This is a genomic window from Mesobacillus subterraneus (assembly GCF_023715485.1).
Lineage (GTDB): Bacteria > Bacillota > Bacilli > Bacillales > Cytobacillaceae > Mesobacillus > Mesobacillus subterraneus_B.
The window spans coordinates 130,030-145,813 of sequence record NZ_JAMBOF010000010.1; the positions used below are offsets into that span (position 1 = coordinate 130,030).

Sequence of the window (15,784 nt, forward strand, 5' to 3'; positions counted from 1 at the left end):
TGAATCGTGTACCCCGTTTCTAGTACATCAAAATTTTCGCTTCGTGGCCCCTGCATCTTCTTTTCTTTAATGAATCTTTTTCCAACTTCCTCTGAATAACCCATCAAGACAGCACCGATCAATCTGAAAGCTGATTGTGTGTTAGGAAAGTGACCTGTTCTTCTCTTTCCTCACCTAACCGGGCACATATCTCTTCTTTATGTGCTCCGTTTCTACATTTCATCACCAAACCGGGGACATATCTTTTCTTTATGTGCCCCGTTTCTACATTTCATCACCAAACGGGGCATATATCTTTTCTTTATGTGCCCCGTTTCTATATTTCCGCATCAAACCGGGCACATTTGCCTTCTTTATGTGCCCCGTTTCTACATTTCATCACCAAACGGGGCATATATCTTTTCTTTATGTGCCCCGTTTCTATATTTCCGCATCAAACCGGGCACATTTGTCTTCTTTATGTGCCCCGTTTCTACATTTCATCACCAAACCGGGCACATATCTCTTTTTTATGTGTCCCGTTTCTATATTACATAACCAAACGGGATTTTGGGATTAAGGTCATATAAAGGAATAAAGTGTAATAAACAGTGCATTTCAACAATGAAATGCACTGTTTTTATATACTTTGCTTTTAGAGCTCGTCGAATCCATTCGCATCAGATGTTTTCGTGTATTGTCTCGATTTTTGCTCGAAAAAGTCTGTCTTTCCAAGATCGACTTCCTGATAGGCAATAATCCATCTTAATGGGTTCGTCCTATATCCATCGAACGGTGCCTGGAATCCTAATTGTTCAGCTCTTTTATTGGCCATGAATTTTATATATGCTTCAAGTTCAGGAATAAGCAGCCCATCAATTTCGTGCCCAATAATATGCCTGGCCCAGTCAATCTCGAGTTCTGCGGCTTTACTGAAGGTAGCTGTGCCAAACTCTTTTAAATCTGGCGTATCGTATTCTGGGTTTTCTTTTAGAATCTCTTTAAAGATCTTTTCAAATAACCCAACATGCAGCTGTTCATCACGATTGATATAATTGATCATTGTGCTTGTACCGACCATTTTTTGATTCCGGGCGAGGTTATAGAAGAACGCAAACCCTGAATAAAAGAATAGGCCTTCGAGGATGACGTCGTACACAATGGAATACAATAAGTTTTCGACATTTGGATTCTCGGCAAATCCCTTATACCCATTGGTAATAAAATCATTTCTCTCCCTTAAAATAGGCTCTGTTCTCCAATAATCAAACACTTCCTCCTGCTTTGCTTTTGGTACGATGCTTGATAATACATAACTGTATGAGTGGTTATGGACGACCTCCTGCTGTGCCAAAATTATCATAAGTGCGTTCAAGCTTGAATCAGTCAAATAGTCAGCCACTCTTCCGGCGTAGTCCGTTTGGATGCTGTCAAGCAAGGCCAGCAGCCCGATGATTTTTAAGAATGCATCCTTTTCTCGTTCCGACATAGCAGGAAACTGTTTGATATCCTTTGACATATTGATTTCAAAAGGAGTCCAAAAGTTTGCTAGCATTCTCTTATACTTTGGATAAGCCCAGGGAAAGCGGACATCATCCCAGTTTAAAATATTGGAGCTCCGGCCATTAATGATTCCTGTCGAAGCGTTTGGTGCATCGACGTCAATTAGTGATCTCTTTTTAAGGTCATTCATTTTTTTCATCCTCCATCCTGGTAATCTAGTTCTTTAGCTATGGCAGCTTTCACATTCCTCTATTTCGCTGCCGGAAGTGGAGCGGATATAATAAGTCGTCTTCAGCCCGGATTTCCAGGCATCCATATGAAGTTCGAGAAGAGCCTTTGCTTTGATATCATTTCTTACGTAAATGTTAAAGGATATTGATTGATCAACATGCCGCTGCCGCTTTGCATTTTGCCTTATGCTCCAATGCTGATCGATGTTATAGGCAGATTTATAATACCAGGTTGTTTTTGGCGAGAGATCCGGGGCAGTGACCGGGATTTTATAATCCTTCTTCTCTTCTGAGTACTCGACTCTGAATACTGGATCTATGCTAGCTGTTGAACCTGCAAGAATCGAAGTTGAAGAGTTTGGCGCCACAGCCATTAAATAGCCATTCCGGATTCCCATTTGTTTTACCTTTTTCATTAATTCCTGCCAACTTGGCGAAGTGTAATCTCTCTTGGTAAAATAGGCGCCAGTATACCAGTCTGAACCTTCAAAATATGAATAGCTGCCCTTTTCATTGGCTAATTCTTGACTAGCCTTGATCGTTAAGTAAGCAATTTCCTCATACAAAGAATCACAGTAGGATACAGCCTCGTCACTTTCCCATTTGATTCCCTTTAAAGCTAAAAGATGGTGCCATCCAAACGTTCCAAGCCCTATTCCCCGGTAATTTTTATTGGTTATTTGAGCCTGCAGGACAGGAATCTCGTTTATATCTATGACATTATCGAGCATCCTTACTTGAATATTGATCAATCTTTCCAAAACATCATCCATCACGCTTTTCGCCAGGGAAACGGAGGATAAATTACATACGACAAAATCCCCTGGTTTCTTATAAATAATGATTTTGCCATCTTTTACTGTCTCCTCTTCAAGAACTGTTGGACTCATGTTTTGCGTAATTTCTGTACAAAGATTACTGCAATAAACCATCCCTTTATGGTGATTAGCATTCTGGCGATTAACCGTATCCCTATAAAACATGTAAGGAGTACCCGTCTCAAGCTGCGAAACCATAATGGATTTGAAGATTTCAATGGCGGGAACCACTTCATGTGATAAGTCTGGATGGTTCACGCACGCCCAATACTTTTCACGGAATGATCCCGCTCCACGTACTTCATCGAAATAGTCCTCAAGAGAAAAACCCATTACCCGCCTTACTTCGTGGGGATCAAACAGATACCAGTCTCCTCGTTTCTCAACTTGTTCCATAAATAAATCCGGAATGCATATACCTGTAAATAAATCATGCGTTCTTTGCCTTTCATCGCCATTATTAAGCTTCGCATCAAGGAACGGAAAGATATCCTTATGCCAGACATCAAGGTAGACGGCGATGGCTCCTTGCCGCTGGCCTAATTGATCGACTGAGACGGCTGTATTATTCAGCTGTTTCATCCAGGGAATGACTCCTGAACTTATCCCTTTGAATCCTTTAATATCACTACCGCGGCTTCTGATTTTCCCGAGGTAGATGCCAATGCCGCCGCCATTTTTGCTTAATGTTGATACGTCGGTGTTGGAGTCATAAATGCTCCTTAAATCATCCTCAACTGTATCGATGAAGCAGCTCGACAATTGTCCATAGCTTTTCCCTGCATTTGAGAGAGTTGGCGTCGCCACTGTCATATATAGATTCGAGAGAGCCCAATAGGCTTCTTTTATTAGCTCCATTCGTTTCTCTGTCTGCTCATTTGCCAGCAATGTCATGGCAATGATCATGAACCTCTCTTGTGGCAGCTCCAGAAATTCACCTTGATGGGACCTGGCTAAATACCTTTCTGCCATTGTCAAAAGGCCTATGTATGTAAACAACCGATCTTTTTCAGGGTCGATCACTGTTTCAAGAAAGTCGATTTCATCCTTTGAGTAGGATTTTAGCAGCTTACTTTCATAGATTCCCATTTGGACCAGTGTGTTAATCAATTCGTAAAAAGAACCATAACCTTTAGCTTCATTCGTTTTTCTCGAGTCTGAACTAAGTCGATAAAGCCTTTTCAAGTACAATTTAGCAGCAACGTATGTCCACCCTGGTTCTAGACTGCTGATTCTTTCTACACCTGTTAAAATCAGCAAATTCTCAAGCTGAACGATTGACATATCCTTGTATTCCAATATTTTAAAAACCTTTTCTTTAAAGTCTGTAAAATCAATTTCCGGATGCTGTTGTTCGATATCTTTTATAAATACAGTGGCATTTTCTCTTTTCGTTTTCATTAACATTGTTTTACCTCCTAGTTTTAATTCCTGATATCCAATCGTCGCTGCTTTCTTTCCTCCGCTGTTTTAAAAAGATCCCTCTCCTCTTCCGTCTGTGGAATAACACCAGGAACAGGTACTGGGACGCCGTTTGAATCCTTGGCAACCATCGTAAGGATTGAGGTTGTCGTTAACGTCCTTTTGGCTGTCTCAAGGTTTTCACTTTCCACTTTCACAAATACCTCCATGGAAGTCCTGCCCGTCGAGATGACAAATGCCTCGAGCGTTAGAATATCTCCAACCACTGCGGACGATAAGAAATTAACTCGATCAATCGATGCCGTAACAACCACCTTCCTGCTATGCTTCATTGCAGCTATTGCCGCAATTTCATCCACATAGGCTAAGACCGTTCCGCCAAAAATCGTTCCCATATGGTTCGTGTCTGGCGGTAACACTAAATGAGTTTGAATCGTTCTAGACACATCCGATGATATTGACTCCATAGTTCATGCTCCTTTTCAATTGAAGCTTCTTCGGGACAAATAAAAAAACCCATCTCGAAGGATGGGTTTCATAAACGCTGATCGACTAATAGACTAATAAATATAGAGAGTCCACTCAATGATCCTCGTTTTACCCTCCCAATTCCCGAAGAAGATAATACGTATAAACATGGCAGGTCTCCTGACTTGTGCTTCACCCTACTTTAAGTCCTTCCCATCTATTTGTTAGACAGTGGTCAATACTTATTTCGTCAGCACTTACAGTTGCGGGAACAGTTCTGGACTTTAACCAGATTCCCTATTAAGCCTTTTTCAGGCACCATATTTACCGGTATATTCAATATGTAGTTAATCTTTCAAAAACAAACACAATATATCGTGTTATATTACTAGATAATAAATGACCGCGGCTACAAATTCAACCATTTTTTTCTTCATCATGAAAAATTCCCTTTAACCTCTGTTGTAAGAATACGTATCCAATAATTTAAGCTTCATTCTTCAGTACGAAACAAGTAGCTCGATTCGATCATATTTCCTTTATGATTTAGCACAGGCTAAACAAACTATTTTTTACTTTTTCAAAATTATATTTTGTACAAATTCTGAATCTATGTGATAGACTAAATTTTAACAATTATCTATAACTAGACTATAAAACAAAAGTAGAGAATCAGGGGGGAATCGAAGTGTACAATAGTGGCCTTGTACTTGAAGGTGGAGGCATGAGGGGTGTCTATACCGCGGGCGTTTTGGAATATTTTTTGGAGAAGCAATTGTTTTTCCCCTATATCATTGGTGTATCTGCTGGAGCTTGTAATGGTGCCTCCTATGTCTCTAGACAAACAGGACGCAATCGCCAGGTGACAATCGACTATGTAAAGCATCGCGATTATATTTCTTATCGCAATCTCTTTCTAAAAAAAGAATTGTTCGGTATGGATTTTATATTTAACAAGATTCCAACTGAGCTCGTTCCTTTCGACTTCGAAACCTTCAACAGTGCCGCGGAAAAATTTCTCGTCGGTACGACGGATTGTATTACTGGAGAACCTATCTATTTTGAAAAGAACGATATCACTCAGGATATTCTCAAGATTATCAGGGCTTCAAGCACCCTTCCATTCATGGCCCCAGCCATCGAACACCAGGGAAAGATCCTGATGGATGGCGGAATTGCCGATCCAATTCCAATCAAAAAAGCTCAAGTTGATGGGGTTCAAAAGAACGTGGTTATTTTAACAAAGCCAAAGGGATACAGAAAGAAGAAATCATCCTTTACCTGGCTTCCCCATTACGTTTATAAAGAATTCAAAGGATTAAACAGAGCGCTCGAAACTCGCTATCAACTGTATAATGAAACACTTGATTACATAGAGGAACTTGAATCAAAGAACAAGGTGTATGTCATTAGGCCTTCCAGAAACCTTAAAGTAGGCCGGGTAGAGCGAAATCCAGAAAAACTGACGCAGTTGTATGAGGTTGGATATGCAGATGCAAAGAAAGATTTCGAACGTCTTGTTGATTGGGTGAGCTGCTAATTCATTGCAAAAACCCCTTTCCTAAGGCTGGAAAGGGGTTTTGTATCCGACTAGTTTACAAGAATTGCGCTAAAAATTTCCGGACCGCTTTAATCGGCCTAACAGAGTTTGCGTGCTGCCATGTCACCCATTCCATTGCCAGGATCGACAGAATCAGCCAAATGGCTCCCGCTAAATGGCCTGCGATGACATCGCTGGGATAATGGGCACCGAGATAAATGCGGGTTATTCCAATCCATAGGACCAATATGCCAGCAGCTGCTGACACCATCCATTTAATCGTTTTCCTTCTTTCCGAACGCACGATAAAATAGGTTACGAAACCATAAAAAATCAGCGAACCCATCGAATGTCCACTTGGAAAGCTATAGCCTACGGCATCATATTCAGGATTGATAGAAGGTCGTCCTCTTTCATAATAAAATTTTAGGATCTTAGTCAGAAGTCCGCCTCCGCCGATTCCAATAATGAAAAACAAAATCCCCCACCTATCTCTTTTTTTAACCCAAAGCAAGATAATCGTGACGGTCGATAACAATGATAAAAACCAGACCGAGCCGAGTTCCGTCACGAAGGCCATTACCTGGTCAAGCGTACCGGTTTCAATGTACTTAAAGAAACTGATAATCGCATTATCGAAGCCCTTGACCTCTTCTTCCAGCACTTCCTCTGCTACTTCTGTGAATAAGTATATAAATAAAATAGATAGTCCAATACCTGCGGCCACGAGCAGAACCGGAAAACCGACTTTTCTCATTTTCTTTTCCATGCTACGTTCCAAATTTAATCACCCATTCCAAAAAAAATTCCTCACCTCTCTTTTATCCTCGATTTTTGATTTAAAACCCATGGAAGCATGGGGACGGTTCTTGTGCTCCCGAATAACCACTCAAAACCTCCAATTCCCTGTCGCAACAATAAAAAAGCTTCCTAGTCATTTCCCTCTTAAGTTTCATCAGTAAGATAAAAATTAGCCCTGTTGTAACTGAAATTCAGGATTACTCTCCATAACACATAAATTTTTTCTAAGCATTGTTATAGTAGAAAAAACCGTAGGTACTTTATGGAAAGCTATTCATCTCAAAGTATTATTGTCCTAGGTACGGGACTGCTCGTGATAGGTGCACTGTTGGTTTTTATTGGCGAGTATCGGAAACTGATTGAATTGGATGAGACCGGTCTTATACTTTCGTTTTTTTAATTAAAATCTTCTGTGCTGAATTACAATAAAGAAGCAAAGGGTACGTCCCTTTGCTTACGTCCCTTTGCTTCATTTTTATAAAATCTCTACTTCATCCCATCCACTATACATCTTTAAAACTTTGCATTTCACTTTTCCCGAAGGAACTGACATAATAGTTTCCTCGCCCATTTTCAAACCAATCAACTTCATAGCTACTGGTGTATCATAGAAGATTTTATTTTCCTCTATATTCGATTCACCATATCCGACAATTTCATATACTTCTTCTTCCGTAAAATCTGGATATTCGAACGAGCACTTCACGATCGAGCCGATATCGACTTTTTCCGTATTACGCTCATCAAACTTAATCAATTCAGCAGTCTTGTACGTATGTTGGATTTCGCGAATGCGTTCTTCTAATATCCGTTCATCTTGCTCTAATTTATGAAAATTAGGATTAGCTAATTTATCATCACCACAAGCATTAAATGCAATATTTTTATCAATACGAACTTGCTTTAAATCTTGTTCCAATTTAGTTATTTGTTGAAGTACCAATTGCTCTCCATTGGGTGTGATTTTAACTGACATTATATACTCCTTAAATGTTTTGATTCATTCTAGCAGTCATGAACAAAGAATGGTCTTAAGAAAAACCTTAACACAGCCATTTTATAAAAAATCTTCATCTTACTCAAACATAACTAAAAACTTGGTAGCCCAGGCTATATAATGCGCACCTGGGATAAATAACAGCTGTGCAATCAACGTTCCAATCAGCCTTGATGAAATCATTAAAATCGATATTCCTTTTAACGTGGAGTAGTTCCCTCTTCCATTCGCGACGTCATCTGCAAGGACCGAAATTTTCGGGTCAATAAACATGGATAAAAGAATCGTAGCCACACCGTTTATTAGACCAGATGCCATAATGGCCGATCCATATCGTTCAGGCTCCAGCAATGATGCATAAAGAGCTGATAAAACTCCGATTGTATAAATAGCCGTTACAAACATATTGAAAATAAACAGCCGCTTCGGGACGTCCTTGAAATTAATATCTTTTATGTATGATAACCTGGGAAGGCGGAGATGCTTCATCCCTCTTCTGAAATATTCTCTAGACAAACCTATTTTTAGCACAGAAGCTATTGAACCACGTTCATTCGCCAAATGGACGATCGCTCTCGAAAATATCGCGACGAAGGTTGGCAATAATAATATCCCGATGATGGTTCCTACTGTTGAGGCACCTATTAACACCCTGTATTGATCCTCAACATATTGTAAAATATTTTCTTCAGGAGCAGTATCCACTATACTGCCGGTAAACGGCTGCTGCATCATATTCGCCATTCGCGAAAATATCACCATCATGCTGAATAAAGACAATCCGGAAGCAATCAATTTAACCCTCGATCCCGAAAGCCTGACCGCATAGGCCAGTGTTTCAATACTGTGTATAATGATGATGAAAAGAGAAATGAATATGATTTTAGTAGTAATCAAATCCACACGACACACTTCTTTCGATTTTCTATTTTTATCCTATTATAACAATTATGAAAAACTCTATATATAAAATAACAAAAAAGCTGCCATGGTATGACAGCTTTTGACTATAATTTTTTATTCCTCAAACTTACTTTACATCATCTAACTCTATACATGTTACTTGGGTCACCCAAGCTAACCCGAATCCGATCATGAATAAAACACCTCCAAAGGCAGAAATGATGATTACAGGTGATAGAATTTTCACAAAGGAAAGCACTACCATTACCGAGCCGACTAGCAGATAATGATTAACTGCGTGCAATCGGTAGGCTTTCCGTTCAATATGCCAAGCATGATAGTAACCTTGTAAAAAGCCGAGGATAACCTGAATCAGGAGCGCAATATAAGGAAGAAATTCAAAGGAATTACTTAGAATGCTTACTAATACATACAAAGATCCCATTCCCATATAAATAAACGGGATGAACGAAGAGGTGTTTTTTTTACTTTGAAAGATACGGTATCCTAAGGCCGCGGTAAAAGAAAATGCGGCAAATAACCATGCGAATAAGGTAAATGTAATAGAAGCTTGTTTTAACCAGATGATGTAATATGGAAAAATCGCAACCTGGCCGACTGAAACAACGAGTGGGATGTACCGTTCACTCTTATTTTTCATGTGATGCTCCTTCTATAAAATAATAGTTGTAAAAGATATTTTGAAATAAACCATTTGGATCTCTCTTTAATTTTTCTTGATGGAACTTTCCCCATCCTGGATACGACCGCTGAAATTGTTCTTTCGATTGATAATGGTAGTATGGAAGGTAATAAGAGCCTCCATATTCCAGGGTTAAATCAGTCCATTTCTGAATAATGGCTTCAGCATTATCCATCTCATTTTCTTGTAATCCATGCTGAATTAATACGACAAGTCCGAACATATCTTCTTTGGCATAGTTCAAACCTGTGTAGTTGTCTTTCGGTGCGTAGCGAACTGTAATGTTATGAATCTTAAAATCATCATCTTTATCATTGTCCGGGAGCATATTCTTTAAATCACTAATATATTCTTCATACTGATCGACTGGAATGAAAAACTCCTGCAGTACCTCAACGCGGCTAGGTTTCGTATATTCCATAAATGCAGAATTACCACGCATTGCGTTATTCCTGGTAATTTTATCGCCGTCAATTGATTTGATCAGCAGCTTTTGATTCTCCCAAAAAAGGTCCTCCCAACTCCCGCCTTTCCGGCCAAGATCTATTGCCATTTTACCAATCCGGGCACCGTGCTCTTCTTTGAGGGGTGTTTGATTATCCTGTGTTCCAGTTTTTTTGTAATCGATTATGTACATCTCGTCTAAAAAAGTACTTGGAGCAACACTTACTCTTGCATAATGCATGGCTGTGTCATCGTTTCTTAACAGGTTGGAAAAATAAGATTCATAGTCTTTAATATTAAGTACACGAGTGTGAATGGTGTAAACTTCATTTTCCGTTAATTCCAGCGTGACATCTAAAATGACCCCAAATAATCCATAACCACCCAACACATACTTCAGCCATTCCTCAGAGTCATTTCTCGTTACTGTCTTAATTTCTCCAGTCGGGGTCAGGATGGTCATTTCCTTCACTGTTCCCGCCATTGGCCCAAAACGGATATCCCGGCCATGAGCATTAACTGACAGTGACCCTCCTATAGTAAAAATCGACTGTGACTGTGTGACTTTTAACGCCAGCCCGTAAGGCTGAATGGCTGCTTGGACATCTCCCCATGTAGCTCCACTTTCTACTTTTACCGTTTTGTACTGTTCATCAATTTCCAATACTTTATTGAATGTCTTCATATCCAAAACGACGCTATCTTTGTAATACGTATGACCACCTTGTGAATGCTGCAGACCAGCAACCGAGATATGATGACCATTTTTGTTTGCTTCCTTTACAATCCTTTGCAATTCTGTGCGGTCCCCTGCTTTAACTATGCCTTTAATCCGTTCAGGGAGCAGGCCGGTATAATCTGTTGTCAGATTGCTCTGTGAGAGACCATATTTTCTTTTCTCAATTGGGATGTTAAGTACTATCCACACACTAAACATGAAGACAATCAATCCGAGAAACCATGGATTTTTATGTAGCGCATGTTTCTGGAGCTTTATAGGTAATAACTTCACTAATCCAGCCTCCTTGCATAGTGTAATATTACACTTTTAATAACATTATATGGCATTTCCATAATATTTCAATCTAATTTTTGCGTATCAAATTGACTAATCAAATTACTGGATTATATGGCCTTTGATGTTGAAGATAAAAATTTTCTGCTGCTCTGTCATCATAATAGGTATATTTCTTAGATATTACCTGGTTTTTATAGGGCCTCTCAGTCCAAAAAGAAACAATCAACGTGAAAGCAGCTCTCAACAAAAAAATAACGGACCTTCAAAAGAGGTCCATTAGTTCAAGAAGATAATATAATTTTCAATAATCCTGCATCAAAAAAGAGTAATAACCCTTAAACCCAACACTAAGGTGTAAATTAAGTATTTATTGTGGTGAACCAGGAGGATAGTAATAAGGTGGAACTTTTAGCCATCCCCGTTTCCGCATAAGTGTTTTTAATGTTGTTCCAAACATAGCCCATTCAAGATACAATTGCAACCACATGATCCCGACATCATCTCTAATAGAGTCAGCTTGTCCTTTCGAAGAAGCCTGCAAACATGTAACTAACTTAAATGCAACACCATTTGCAATTTCACTATCCGTTAACTTTACTCCTAAAGGAATATCATTTGGGTCTGAATTTGGCTTTGCGGCTGTTGAATCTGGTAAGGGTATACCTTCTTTCTTCATAAACTTCTTTAAACTTTGTACTTGTGATTCACATAATTGAATCACATCATTTAACATTTCTTTGACTTCATCATCAGTCGTCGTATTTAATGCCGCTTCCTCGTAACGAATAAACTCTTCCATTAAGGTTAAATATGTCCAACAGTCTCCAGCTTCAATGATATGTAATGGAGATTTAGGCTCATTTGTTGTATCTACTGATATTTTTAGCATACTCCAAATCGCTTCAAATGGATTAGACATTTTACACCTCCTCTTAAGTTATCATTCCATAACATATGTAAAATAATCCCTTTAAAATGGAATTGGTTTGGGGAAATGCAAATGCATTATCCTTAAAACTAATCATTTTTTCATCTAGTAAAAACAGTTAACATTTCATTTTAGTTTATTCCAGCTATACTACTCCTTCTTTCCAAAAGAATTGTATCCCGCCAAATTCCATCCCTTCTACCAATTCGTTCTCGCCTGCCAACTTCCCGGAATCCGTTATTCAAATGGATTTTAATGCTTGCTGTATTTTCGGGAAAGATGGAAGCTTGAAGGGTCCAGAAACCATTTTGCTCACTTTGAACGATTAATGCGTTTAGAAGTATGCTTCCCACTCCAATACCTGCACTGCTTGGACTGACATATATACTTACTTCAGCCACCCCAGAATAAACCGGTCGACCTGAAACAGGACTGAGCGCAGCCCAGCCGACAACCTTATCTCCTATAGTTGCGACTAATCTACATTTCTTTATATGCCCACGATCCCAATCCTCCCATAGTGGAGCTTCTGTTTGGAACGTTGCGTTTCCAGTTGCTATTCCTTCCAGATATATATCACGAACCCGTTCCCAATTTTCATTTAGCATGTCATCAATCAAAATGGAATGTTCCATAGTACCCTCACTTATAAAATTAATTTACAAAATCAATTGTTGCGAGCAACATCTTCTTCATTACTAACATCAAGAAATTTGTGCTTCACACATTTATCACATTTTCATAGTAATATTGTTTAAAAACCACTTTATTCGAGGAGTTTATAACAGATGAAAAAACTAATTACTTTGCTTACTTCTTTAATTATTATCCTCTCGGCTTGTGCACAAGAAGAAAAGCAACAGGATGATGCTGTACCTCAGTTATTAGAAGTAGCTATAAAAACGGAAGACAGTATTCCAGTTAATCAAGAAACGGTAATAGAGGCCGTAGTAACCCAAGGTGAAAATAAAGTAACCAATGCCGATGAGGTGAAATTTGAGATCAGTAAAGCTGGTGATCATCAGCCAGAAATGATGCAGGGAATACATCAAAAAGATGGTGTATATTCCATACAAAAAACATTTAAAGATGAAGGACAATATTATATCGTGGCACATGTTACTGCAAACAGGATGCACAGTATGCCTCGTAAAGAAATCCTCGTTGGAGAAGCTAACCATACCAATGATCAAGAAGAAACAGACAAAGCTACAGAAAATGATCAAAGTATTCACCACAATGATCATTCAGATCACTCACATGATCACGCAAGTAAATTAGAGTATGAGTTTGACAATCACGTCCCATATAAGGTAAATGAGGAAACGGAATTAACCTTATATTTAAAAAGCAATGATCTGCCACTAGAAGGAGCAAAAGTAAGATTCGAAATTTGGAAAGAAAATCAGCATCAACATGACTATTTTGATGCGACCGAAGTTTCATCTGCGAAGTATGCAATACCCTATACCTTTACTTCAACTGGTTTATATAACCTTAAGATCCATGTTGAAAAAGGTGATATCCATGACCATACCACCGTTTCAGTTGAAATAAAATAACCCTAAGAGTCCTTCCAGCAGGAAGGGCTCTTTACTTTTTCTACCCTGCCCCTTCATTTTGTTCAAATTGAATTTTCATCCTTCAATCAAACATCTTCTCACTTATTGTCATCTGGATTACGCCTTGTTGATCAATGGTGTTTAATATGATTGTCGCTTCCCCGTAATATCCCTCTTCAAAATATCCAAAAATGGTCTCTTCCCGCTTTATGCCGGCGGTATCCAAGTAATACATAGTCATTGAATTCTCACCAAACTCTTCTGTGGGTCTGACGGTTAATTTATATTCCCCTCCAGGAGCAATAGGCGGAATATTAATCTCTTCAGTCATCTCATTGTAGGTGATATACAGGTCTGTGATTTCCTCTGCCGTATCATTTTTGATGGTTAAGTCAAAACCAGCCGGCTCGATATCGATGTAAACAACAGCAATCACAATGAAAATAAATAATACAACTAAAGCAAATCCCTTTTCATATAAAATCCTCTTCATGTATAGAATTCTTTTCTAATAAGACGTTTCCTTCCAGCTTGTAGTTTCATTTTAAAAAGGCCGCCAACAATGGCAGCCAATTAAGTAATAAGTATAAGGTTCCATTGATTGAAGAAGTCTTAGTGCGGGAGTATATCAAATAAGGAAGGGTGACAACTTATCAGAAGTAATTTTCCTGACCGTTTTTTCGAGTGAGCATTCGTTTGCGATTTGACTGTTTGGATTTGCTCTTTTTGCTAAGTTGTGAAGTGGTTGTACGTGGAAGATTAAGCTTCTTTTCCTTTGACCAATCATGATCATCTTCAAAAAATTCGTGTAACAAATGGGCAATGCGCATTTCATTTCTTGCTTTTATTACACGTTTTGAAGGCAGTCTTTTCCCTCGGCTAAAAGGCAGCTTTTCATTGGTACCCAACTCTTCACCCCCAGGAGAACAAAATATCCTACACCTTTATTTTACCATCTGAAAACCAGTCCTATAATTAATTAATAAATAATAATTCTTACATTTATCTCAGAAGTATTGAGCTTCCAAAAGTAAATTAAACAAAGAGATTTTCTTTAATATCAAGTGGGGGTGAAGTCTAAAATTACCAACAATAGATAAAACCACAATGGATTTAACCCTTCAATTGACCTTAAAACCGCATTATAATTAGCATATAAAAACGCTCCGAATTTGAGTAAGCTCAGAGCGTTTCTTCTTAATGTATTATTCACCTAAAGCACCCGGTAGTTTAAGTACATTGTTTCACAAAGTTATCTTTATTAAGGAACGCTACCTTTGGCTGGGTAAGGATTCTATTCCTATACAAGCTAAACAATTGTTAATGAAAATTTATAAATTGAATGTAGTTGCTATCACGATAAAAGCGATAATGTAAAATAACCCTATAAAGGGTAATGAAATATAAAACATCCCAGAAAAGGCAGCATATCTTTTAACCCTGAAGAAATGAGTTAATACATAAGCTATTCCATTACCAATTAAAACAAATAATACTGTTATATATGCACCAGCAATACCTCTATTAACATATTCTCCTTCTGAAAAGAAATAAGAATAAACAAAGATACCCGAAATAATAAAACTTCCTAATAGATATACAAAAAAACTTGGTAGTAATTTTATAAAACTAAGTTTCTTAGTAACTAAAAATAAAAAATACGAAACCACACTAATAATTATCAATGTTACTAAGTAATAAAGAAATAATCCCACAATACCACCCCTTTTTTAAACTAATTGAAAACTCCACCGTTTTCACCACAAAAATCCAATATTCTTCTTAAAGGTTACTGCTTCGTTTGTTCAATAAGATGTTCAACAAAAAAGGTGGATAATCCTTTCTGGATTAACCCACCCATTTGTTTCAGAACATTTTTTAATAATTTCTTAATTGATTATCCTTCAACAATTGCTAGGTATTTCAAAATTTCTCCTTCTAATTCAACGATTAAAATATCTCCTCTTTCCTTGGCTGAGAAAATCTTTGCCCCAACTGGAAGTTTATTCGCCGTTTCATCTTTGAAATCAGTATTAGTATCATTTCTTGTTTTTATTTCACCGATTTGAACTTCTTTTGTTAAAGACAATTCTTCAACCCAATCGATATTAGTTTTGTAGATTACTCCATCATATTGAAAAATATCAGCATTAGGGTCCAATGTTAAAACTTCTTCAGCATCAATACTATCAATTGATACTCCCGTTGTTTCGCCTCCATTAGAGCATCCATTAATCGTAAAGAATGCTAATGCAATCAAGACATAAAAAAACTTTTGAACCAACGTATTACCCCCTTTATATATAGATGGTTATTCCTCTATCAAAAGCTTCTTCTTCACCTCCCTCAGTTTAATACGGTTTACTCACGAATGCTCGCTTATTCGCAGGATTTCATCCTCCATGGATATATATTTCTAAATTAAAAGGAGTGGATTCTGGACAAATGGCTACGTGAAGACATAGTTA

At 38.1% G+C, this 15,784-nt stretch carries 16 protein-coding genes and 1 riboswitch; of the genes, 2 read left to right on the forward strand and 14 right to left on the reverse strand.

What is annotated here, in order from left to right; all coding sequences use genetic code 11:
* Window positions 1-634: 634 nt before the first annotated feature.
* Genes M3204_RS15820 through M3204_RS15830 form a run of 3 tightly spaced genes read right to left on the reverse strand, consistent with a single transcriptional unit; the run spans window position 635 to window position 4,419 of the window.
* Window positions 635-1,672 carry a ribonucleotide-diphosphate reductase subunit beta gene (locus tag M3204_RS15820; protein WP_251483535.1) on the reverse strand — a complete coding sequence of 346 codons (1,038 nt, stop codon included), beginning with the start codon at window positions 1,670-1,672 and terminating at the stop codon, window positions 635-637.
* Between the two features lie 33 nt (window positions 1,673-1,705).
* On the reverse strand, window positions 1,706-3,937 hold the full coding sequence (locus M3204_RS15825) for a ribonucleoside-diphosphate reductase subunit alpha (protein WP_251483538.1): 2,232 nt from the start codon (window positions 3,935-3,937) through the stop codon (window positions 1,706-1,708).
* Between the two features lie 17 nt (window positions 3,938-3,954).
* Window positions 3,955-4,419 (reverse strand): acyl-CoA thioesterase, encoded by a 465-nt coding sequence (locus M3204_RS15830; protein ID WP_251483540.1) that lies wholly within the window; start codon window positions 4,417-4,419, stop codon window positions 3,955-3,957.
* 154 nt (window positions 4,420-4,573) lie between these two features.
* A riboswitch (cobalamin riboswitch) is annotated at window positions 4,574-4,758 on the reverse strand.
* Window positions 4,759-5,108: 350 nt separating this feature from the next.
* Between M3204_RS15830 and M3204_RS15835 the strand changes: the two genes are divergently transcribed.
* A complete protein-coding gene (locus M3204_RS15835; protein WP_251483542.1) occupies window positions 5,109-5,960 on the forward strand; it encodes a patatin-like phospholipase family protein in 852 nt (283 codons plus the stop codon).
* A gap of 55 nt (window positions 5,961-6,015) precedes the next feature.
* Here M3204_RS15835 and M3204_RS15840 read toward each other — a convergent pair whose 3' ends face one another.
* The 7 genes from M3204_RS15840 to M3204_RS15870 form a co-directional block, all read right to left on the reverse strand.
* Complete coding sequence (locus M3204_RS15840; RefSeq protein ID WP_251483544.1) at window positions 6,016-6,741, reverse strand: phosphatase PAP2 family protein; 726 nt, start codon at window positions 6,739-6,741, stop codon at window positions 6,016-6,018.
* Between the two features lie 495 nt (window positions 6,742-7,236).
* A complete protein-coding gene (locus M3204_RS15845) occupies window positions 7,237-7,737 on the reverse strand; it encodes a GreA/GreB family elongation factor (protein WP_251483547.1) in 501 nt (166 codons plus the stop codon).
* A gap of 99 nt (window positions 7,738-7,836) precedes the next feature.
* Window positions 7,837-8,661 carry a lipid II flippase Amj family protein gene (locus M3204_RS15850; RefSeq protein WP_251483551.1) on the reverse strand — a complete coding sequence of 275 codons (825 nt, stop codon included), beginning with the start codon at window positions 8,659-8,661 and terminating at the stop codon, window positions 7,837-7,839.
* A gap of 127 nt (window positions 8,662-8,788) precedes the next feature.
* Window positions 8,789-9,322 carry a hypothetical protein gene (locus M3204_RS15855; RefSeq protein WP_251483554.1) on the reverse strand — a complete coding sequence of 178 codons (534 nt, stop codon included), beginning with the start codon at window positions 9,320-9,322 and terminating at the stop codon, window positions 8,789-8,791.
* Entirely contained in the window at window positions 9,312-10,820 is a 1,509-nt protein-coding gene (locus M3204_RS15860; protein WP_251483557.1) for an FAD-binding oxidoreductase, read from the reverse strand. Before M3204_RS15860 ends, M3204_RS15855 begins: the two co-directional genes overlap by 11 nt.
* A gap of 373 nt (window positions 10,821-11,193) precedes the next feature.
* A complete protein-coding gene (locus M3204_RS15865; RefSeq protein WP_251483560.1) occupies window positions 11,194-11,745 on the reverse strand; it encodes a DUF3231 family protein in 552 nt (183 codons plus the stop codon).
* Window positions 11,746-11,885: 140 nt separating this feature from the next.
* On the reverse strand, window positions 11,886-12,389 hold the full coding sequence (locus M3204_RS15870) for a GNAT family N-acetyltransferase (protein ID WP_251483562.1): 504 nt from the start codon (window positions 12,387-12,389) through the stop codon (window positions 11,886-11,888).
* 153 nt (window positions 12,390-12,542) lie between these two features.
* On the opposite strand from M3204_RS15870, the gene M3204_RS15875 reads away from it, so the two are divergent.
* Window positions 12,543-13,316 (forward strand): FixH family protein, encoded by a 774-nt coding sequence (locus tag M3204_RS15875; protein WP_251483564.1) that lies wholly within the window; start codon window positions 12,543-12,545, stop codon window positions 13,314-13,316.
* Window positions 13,317-13,398: 82 nt separating this feature from the next.
* On the opposite strand, the gene M3204_RS15880 is transcribed toward M3204_RS15875, so the two are convergent.
* The 4 genes from M3204_RS15880 to M3204_RS15895 all read right to left on the reverse strand — a co-directional run bounded on the left by M3204_RS15880 (window position 13,399) and on the right by M3204_RS15895 (window position 15,600).
* Window positions 13,399-13,809 carry a hypothetical protein gene (locus tag M3204_RS15880; protein WP_251483565.1) on the reverse strand — a complete coding sequence of 137 codons (411 nt, stop codon included), beginning with the start codon at window positions 13,807-13,809 and terminating at the stop codon, window positions 13,399-13,401.
* Window positions 13,810-13,969: 160 nt separating this feature from the next.
* Window positions 13,970-14,224 carry a hypothetical protein gene (locus M3204_RS15885; protein ID WP_251483566.1) on the reverse strand — a complete coding sequence of 85 codons (255 nt, stop codon included), beginning with the start codon at window positions 14,222-14,224 and terminating at the stop codon, window positions 13,970-13,972.
* 423 nt (window positions 14,225-14,647) lie between these two features.
* Window positions 14,648-15,031: a hypothetical protein gene (locus tag M3204_RS15890; RefSeq protein ID WP_251483567.1), complete on the reverse strand. Its 384-nt coding sequence runs from the start codon at window positions 15,029-15,031 to the stop codon at window positions 14,648-14,650.
* Between the two features lie 182 nt (window positions 15,032-15,213).
* The gene (locus M3204_RS15895) at window positions 15,214-15,600 is read right to left on the reverse strand and encodes a hypothetical protein (protein ID WP_251483568.1); all 387 of its coding nucleotides are present in this window, start codon (window positions 15,598-15,600) and stop codon (window positions 15,214-15,216) included.
* Window positions 15,601-15,784: the final 184 nt, after the last annotated feature.

Excerpts from the sequence above, each read along its gene's own strand:
- M3204_RS15820 (WP_251483535.1), bottom strand. The coding sequence starts at position 1,672 with ATGAATGACCTTAAAAAGAGATCACTAATTGACGTCGATGCACCAAAC.
- M3204_RS15825 (WP_251483538.1), bottom strand. The coding sequence starts at position 3,937 with ATGTTAATGAAAACGAAAAGAGAAAATGCCACTGTATTTATAAAAGAT.
- M3204_RS15830 (WP_251483540.1), bottom strand. The coding sequence starts at position 4,419 with ATGGAGTCAATATCATCGGATGTGTCTAGAACGATTCAAACTCATTTA.
- M3204_RS15845 (WP_251483547.1), bottom strand. The coding sequence starts at position 7,737 with ATGTCAGTTAAAATCACACCCAATGGAGAGCAATTGGTACTTCAACAA.
- M3204_RS15855 (WP_251483554.1), bottom strand. The coding sequence starts at position 9,322 with ATGAAAAATAAGAGTGAACGGTACATCCCACTCGTTGTTTCAGTCGGC.
- M3204_RS15865 (WP_251483560.1), bottom strand. The coding sequence starts at position 11,745 with ATGTCTAATCCATTTGAAGCGATTTGGAGTATGCTAAAAATATCAGTA.
- M3204_RS15870 (WP_251483562.1), bottom strand. The coding sequence starts at position 12,389 with ATGGAACATTCCATTTTGATTGATGACATGCTAAATGAAAATTGGGAA.
- M3204_RS15875 (WP_251483564.1), top strand. The coding sequence starts at position 12,543 with ATGAAAAAACTAATTACTTTGCTTACTTCTTTAATTATTATCCTCTCG.
- M3204_RS15880 (WP_251483565.1), bottom strand. The coding sequence starts at position 13,809 with ATGAAGAGGATTTTATATGAAAAGGGATTTGCTTTAGTTGTATTATTT.